This is a genomic window from Mesorhizobium sp. M2A.F.Ca.ET.037.01.1.1, from assembly GCF_003998075.1.
Lineage (GTDB): Bacteria > Pseudomonadota > Alphaproteobacteria > Rhizobiales > Rhizobiaceae > Mesorhizobium.
Window position 1 is genome coordinate 1 of record NZ_RZSA01000343.1, and the last position, 6,117, is coordinate 6,117.

Genomic DNA, 6,117 nt, shown 5'->3' on the forward strand with positions numbered 1-6,117 from the left:
CCTGGAACTCGAACGGGGCGAGGTCAAGGACCTGTTCGGCCTCGCCCCGTTCGAGTTCCAGGCCCGCATCCGCGACAGCGCCAAGAAGATCCTCGAAGTCTACCGTTCGACCAATGCCGCCCAGGCCAAGGGCGAGACCATCACGCCGGCCGCGCAATGGCTGCTCGACAACAACTATTTGGTCGAGGAGACCATCTTCCAGGTGAAGCGTGACCTGCCGCGCCGCTTCTATCGGCAGCTGCCGACGCTCACGCTCGGCGACAGGACGGTGCTGCCGCGCGCTTTCGTCGTTGCCTGGAGCTATGTCGAGCATTCCGACAGCTCGGTCTCGGCCAACATGTTCAAGGCCATTGTCGAGGGCTTCCAGTCGGTCGAGCCGATGAAAATCGGAGAGCTCTGGGCGCTGCCCTCGTTGCTGCGCTTTGTGCTGATCGAGAACCTGCGTCGCATCGCCGTGCGCGTCGACCGCACCAGGCAGATGCGACACATCGCCAACGAGGTTGCCGACCGGGTTCTCGCGACCGACGACAATGCCGACCGCACCAGGATCCTGTCCAACTACAGCGCGCATGCGCAGGACACCACTTTTGCCACCCAGTTGCTCTACCGCCTGCGCGACGGGTCGCAGAACGCCGGCCGGGCGCTGGAATGGCTGGAGGGAGAGCTGGAAAAGACCGGCTCCGACGCCGAGGAGATCATCATCTCCGAGCATCAGACGCTTTCCAGCGGCAATGTCACCACCGGCAACATCATCCGCGGCCTGCGCCTCATCAACGACGTCGACTGGACGGTCTGGTTCGAAGGCGTCAGCCGCATCGACACGCTGTTGCGTGAGAAGACCGATTTCGCCGACCTCGATTTCTTCTCGCGCGACCAGTACCGCACCGCGATCGAGCAACTGGCGCGGCGCTCCGAGCTGTCCGAATATCGGGTGGCCGAAAAGGCGATCGAGCTTGCCGGCCACACGCCCGGCGTCACCGATGCATCCGGCGTGCCGGAGACAGCGGATCCGGACGTGCACACCGATGTCGGCTTCTTCCTGGTCGGGCCGCGCCGTCAGGAGCTGGAAAAGGCGATCGGCTACCGACCGCCTTTCTATGTGACCTTCAAGCGTGCCTTTGCCAGCGCTGGCTGGATGGGCATCGTCGGCCCGGTTTTCCTTCTGACGGCGCTGCTGTTGGTGCTGTCGGGCAGGGCGCTCGCCAATCTCGGCCTGTCGGTGGAATCGATCACGCTGATGCTGGCGCTGTTCGCGGTGCCGGCAAGCGAAGGCGCGCTGGCCTTCTTCAACACCGTCGTGGCGCTGTTCCTCAAACCCACCCGGCTTGTCGGCTATGACTACAACAAGCACGGCATCCCGGCCGAGGCGCGCACGCTGGTCGTGGTGCCCTCGCTGATCGGCTCGCGCGACGACGTCGAGGAAAACATCCGCAACATCGAGGTGCACCACCTCGCCAACACGGCCGAAGAGATCCATTTCGCCCTGTTGTCCGACTGGCCGGATTCCAAGACCGAGATCGACGCCGCCGACATCGAGATCCTGCAATATGCCCGCGACGAGATCGCTAGGCTCAACGCCCGCTATCCGTCGGAAGGCTCGCCGCGCTTCTACCTCTTGCATCGCCGCCGGCTCTACAACCAGGCGCAGGGCTGCTGGATGGGCTGGGAGCGCAAGCGCGGCAAGCTGCATGAGCTGAACCTTCTCCTGCGTGGCGACAGCGACACTACCTTCCTGCCGCTCGACGTGCCGCTGCCGGAAAAGGTCGTCTATGTGATGACGCTCGACGCCGACACGCGCACCACGCGGGACGCGGTTTCGAGCCTGGTCGGCAAGCTCGCCCATCCGCTGAACCGCCCGCATTTCGATCCGGTCAAGCGCGTCGTCACCGCGGGCTACACGATCCTGCAGCCGCGCATCACGGCATCGCTGACCAGCGGCGACGATGCCTCCTTCTTCCAGCGCGTCTTCTCGGCCAATCGCGGCCTCGACCCCTATGTCTTCGCCGTCTCCGACGTCTACCAGGACGTCTTCGGCGACGGTTCCTTCACCGGCAAGGGCCTCTATCATGTCGACGCCTTCGAGGCGGCGCTGAAGAACCGCATCGACGAAAACACCATCCTCAGCCACGACCTGCTCGAAGGCGCGCTCTCGCGCGCCGCTTTGGTCACCGACGTCGAGCTGGTCGAGGACTATCCCACCCGCTACTCCGTCGACGCCTCGCGCCATCACCGCTGGGCGCGCGGCGACTGGCAGCTGCTCGGCTACATTTTCGACCCGCGCTCCGGCGTGCCGGCGCTGTCGCGCTGGAAGATGGTCGACAATCTGCGCCGCTCGGTCACCCCGATCTTCTGGGTCATGGCCTGCGTGGCCGGCTGGACGCTGCTGCCCTTCACCCAGGCGGCGCAGTGGCAGGCGCTTATGATCCTCAGCCTGTTCATGGCGCCTACCTTCGACATCGTGAACGGCATCCTGCCCAAGAGCGGCGACCAGACGCCGCGCGGCCATTTCTCGGCGCTTGCGCGCGACACCGTCTTCGGCACGGCGCTGGTGGCGCTGAAGGTGCTCTTGATGGCGCATCTCGCCTGGATGATGGGCGACGCCATCATTCGCACCATCTACCGCCTCTTCGTCAGCCGGCAGAACCTGCTCGAATGGCGCACCGCCTCGCAGGCCGCCAAGGGCGGCAACGATCTCGGCGCCTATTACGGCATGATGTATGGCGCGGTGATCATCGGAGTCGTCGGCCTGGCTATTCCGGTGCTGGCCGATTCCACAGGCGCCTTCGTCGCCTTCTTCTTCGCCATCTTCTGGATCGCTTCGCCCGCCGTCGCCTGCTGGATCAGCCGCTCGGCCGAGACCGAGGACAGGCTGCGCATCTCGAGCGCCGACATCCAGGTGCTGCGCACCTTCGCGCGCCGCACCTGGCACTATTTCGAGACCTTCGTGACGACCGAGCAGCATCATTTGCCGCCGGACAATTTCCAGGAAAGCCCGGCGCCGGTGGTGGCGCCGCGCACCTCGCCGACCAATATCGGCGTCTATCTGCTCTCGGTGGTGTCGGCGCGCGATTTCGGCTGGATCAGCCTGTCGGATGCCATCACCCGCATCGACGCCACGATGACGACCATCGAGAACATGCCGCGCGACCGCGGCCATCTCTACAACTGGTATGACACGACGACGCTGAAGCCGCTCTATCCGCTTTACATCTCGGCGGTCGACAGCGGCAATCTCGCCGGACATCTGGTCGCGGTTGCCGCCTCCTGCGCCGAATGGGCCGAAGCGCCGTCCGTGCATCTGCAGGGCGATTTCGAAGGCATCATCGACACCGTCACCATCCTCGACGAAAGCCTGGAAGAGCTGCCGGACGACCGCCGTCAACTGCGGCCGCTGCGCCAGCGCCTGGCCGACCGTCTCGATGGCATGCGCCGCGCGGTTGCGACCATCAAGGCGCAGCCGGAGATGGCCTCGATCCGCACCATCAACCTTGCCGTGCTCGCCGGCGAGATCCGCAAGCTCGCCACCGCGATCCACACCGAGGCGGCCTCGCCCAAGAGCGATGTCATCGCCGACTGGGCGGCCAGGCTGGAAGCGACCTGCGAGGCGCATGTGCACGATTCGCACAATGACGAGAGCGCCGTCGCCGCTCTGCGTGCCAAGTTGCTCGCTCTGCGCGAGCGCTGCCGCCGCTACGCCTTCGAGATGGATTTCTCCTTCCTGATGCGCCAGGAGCGCAAGCTGCTCTCGATCGGCTACCGCGTCGAGGACCGCCAGCTCGACGAAAGCTGCTACGACCTTCTCGCCTCCGAAGCGCGGTTGACGAGCCTGTTCGCCATCGCCAAGGGCGACCTGCCGACCGAGCATTGGTTCCGTCTCGGACGCCCGATCGTCGAGATCGGCTTTCAGGGCGCGCTGATGTCCTGGTCGGGCTCGATGTTCGAGTATCTGATGCCGCCTCTGGTGATGAAGGAGCCGCAGGGCTCGATCCTCAACCAGACCAGCAAGCTCATCATCAAGCGCCAGATCCAGTATGCGCGTTCCAAGAACGTGCCCTGGGGCATTTCGGAAGCGGCCTATAACGCCCGCGACCGCGAGCTCACCTATCAGTACACCAATTTCGGCGTGCCCGGCCTGGGCCTGAAGCGGGGCCTTGGCCAGAACACCGTGATCGCGCCCTATGCGACGATTCTCGCGGCGCAGTTCAGCCCGCGCGAGGCGGTGCAGAACCTGCAGCGGTTGCGCTCGATCGGCGCGCTTGGCCGCCACGGTTTCTACGACGCGGTCGATTTCACGCCGCAGCGCGTGCCTGAAGGCACCGACCACGCCGTGGTGCAGAACTACATGGCGCACCATTCCGGCATGTCGATCGCCGCTGTCGCCGACGCCATTTTCGAGGGCCGGCTGCGCGAGCGTTTCCACAGCGATCCGGTGATCGAGTCGGCCGAGCTTCTCCTGCAGGAGAAGGCGCCGCGCGACATTCCGACCGCGACCGTCAGGACGGAAGCCGACGAGAGATCCAAGGACGAGACCGAGACGGAGAGCCCGGACAGCCGCGTCATCCTCGATCCCATCAAGGCGCTGCGGGCGACCAACGTCATGTCCAACGGCCGCTATTCGGTCATGGTCACCGCGACCGGCTCCGGCTACAGCCGCTTCGGCGAGCTTGCCGTCACCCGCTGGCAGCCGGATCCGAGCGAGGATCGCCTTGGCTCCTATATCTTCCTGCGCGACACCGCGACGGGCGACTGGTGGTCCGCCACCGCCGAGCCGAAGCGCGCCGAGGGCGAACGCGTCCAGACGCTGTTCGGCGACGACAAGGCGAGCTTCACCAAGTCCGTCGGCTCGCTGCGTTCCGAGGTCGAGTGCATCGTCATTTCCGAGGGCAATGGCGAAGGCCGCCGCATCACCCTCTACAATGACGGTGCCACCGACCGGCATATCGAGGTGACATCCTTCGCCGAGCTGGTGCTGGGCAACGAGGCCTCGGACAACGCGCATCCGGCCTTCTCCAAGATGTTCGTCGAGACTGAGGTCGCGCCGAACAACGGCGCGATCTTCGCCACCAGGCGCAAGCGCGACAAGAACGACCCTGACCTCACCATGGTGCATTTCGTCACCGATCCCTCGGGCCCGTCGCGCGATGCTGAGGCCGAAACCGACCGGCGCGCCTTCATCGGCCGCGGCCGCACCATCGCCGATGCCGTGGCTTTCGATCCCGGCGTCAGGCTTTCCGGCAGCCAGGGCTTCACGCTCGACCCCGTGGCGGCGCTGCGCCGCCAGGTCCGCGTGCCGGCAAACAAGAAGATCTCGCTGACCTTCTGGACCGCCGTCGGCGCCAATCGCGCCGAGCTCGACGAGGCGATCGCCCGGCTCGACCATCAGGAGAGCTTCGCACGCCAGGCGATGCTTGCCTGGACGCGCAGCCAGGTGCAGACGCGCCATCTGGGCCTCAGCCTCACCGACGCCGCCAATGTGCAGAAGCTCGCCCGCTACCTGATCTATCCCGATCCGTTCCTGCGCCTGCCGGCGGAATCCATCGCCTCGGGCCTCGGCCGCCAGTCGAGCCTGTGGCCGACCAGCATCTCCGGCGATTTCCCGATCTTCCTGGTGCGCATCGGCGACGTCGCCGACCTCGAGATCGTCGCCCAGGCGCTGCGCTTCCAGGAATATATGCGGGCGCGCGGCATGATGATCGACTTCGTCGTCGTCAATGAGCAGGCCTCGTCCTATGTGCAGGACCTGCAGCGCGCGGTGGAGACGCTGTGCGAGAACAGCCGCCTGCGCGGCCGCGAGCTTGGGCCGCGCCAGCACATCTTCGCGGTGCGCCGCGACCTGATGGACGAGCCGACCTACAAGACCTTGCTGTCGGTCGCGCGGGTGGTTCTTCACACCCGCAACGGCACGATCTTCGATCAGCTCGAACGCGCCGAGACCGCGGCGCTGCAGGCCCGCGATGCCTTGCTGCAGGCCGAGGGCGGCTCGCCGCGCGAACCCAGCCCGCCGCTGCCTTTGCCGGTGCCGGCAAGCCAGGCTGGAGCCGACATCGCCGCCGACGGCCGAGGCCTCAGCCTCTGGAACGGCTATGGCGGCTTCGACGGCGACGGCCGCCACTATGT

1 protein-coding gene is annotated in these 6,117 nt (G+C 65.9%); it reads left to right on the plus strand.

Annotated features, from left to right (window positions below):
- A partial coding sequence (locus tag EOA27_RS17970; RefSeq protein ID WP_127256814.1) for a glucoamylase family protein occupies positions 1 to 6,117 on the plus strand: 6,117 nt, incomplete at both ends.